Here is a 608-nt window from a genome sequence, read left to right on the forward strand (position 1 = left end):
CGCTCGGTGAGCTTGTTCAGGGCCTCAATGGCCGACATATCGGCCACGCGGCTTTCCTTGAAATCAATAACGACTTCCACAGGGTCGCCGGCCACGTCGAATTTCTCGCCGAAGGCCTGCACCGAGCCGAAGAACAGCGGGCCGAAAATTTCGTAGTGGCGCACGCCGGCCTCGTCCACGTACTTGCGGGCCCGGATGCGCTTGGCGTTTTCCCAGGCAAACACCAGCGCGGCAATGATTACGCCGATGAGTACGGCCAGCGCCAGGTTGTGGAGCAGCACCGTGATGGCCGTTACCAGCAGCATCACGACGAGGTCCGAGGCGGGCATTTTGCCGAAGGTCTTGAGCGATGCCCACTCGAACGTGCCCACGGCCACCATGATCATCAGGCCCGTGAGCGCGGCCATTGGCACGCGTTCAATCAGCGATGCTCCGAACATGATGAAGACCAGCAGCATGACAGCCGCCACGATGCCCGAGAGGCGGGCCCGGGCGCCGGAGGAAATGTTAATCAGGCTCTGGCCAATCATGGCACAGCCGCCCATGCCGAAGAAGAAACCCGAGGTGATGTTGGCCACGCCCTGTGCCACGCATTCTTTGTTGCTGCG

Annotated in this window: 1 protein-coding gene; it reads right to left on the reverse strand. The window is 61.7% G+C overall.

Features of this window, described 5'->3' with window-relative positions; genetic code table 11:
• A partial coding sequence (locus tag ACP7AJ_RS21580) for a SulP family inorganic anion transporter (protein WP_426062305.1) occupies positions 1-608 on the reverse strand: 608 nt, incomplete at both ends.

The organism is Hymenobacter sp. B1770 (assembly GCF_049896385.1).
Taxonomy (GTDB): domain Bacteria; phylum Bacteroidota; class Bacteroidia; order Cytophagales; family Hymenobacteraceae; genus Hymenobacter.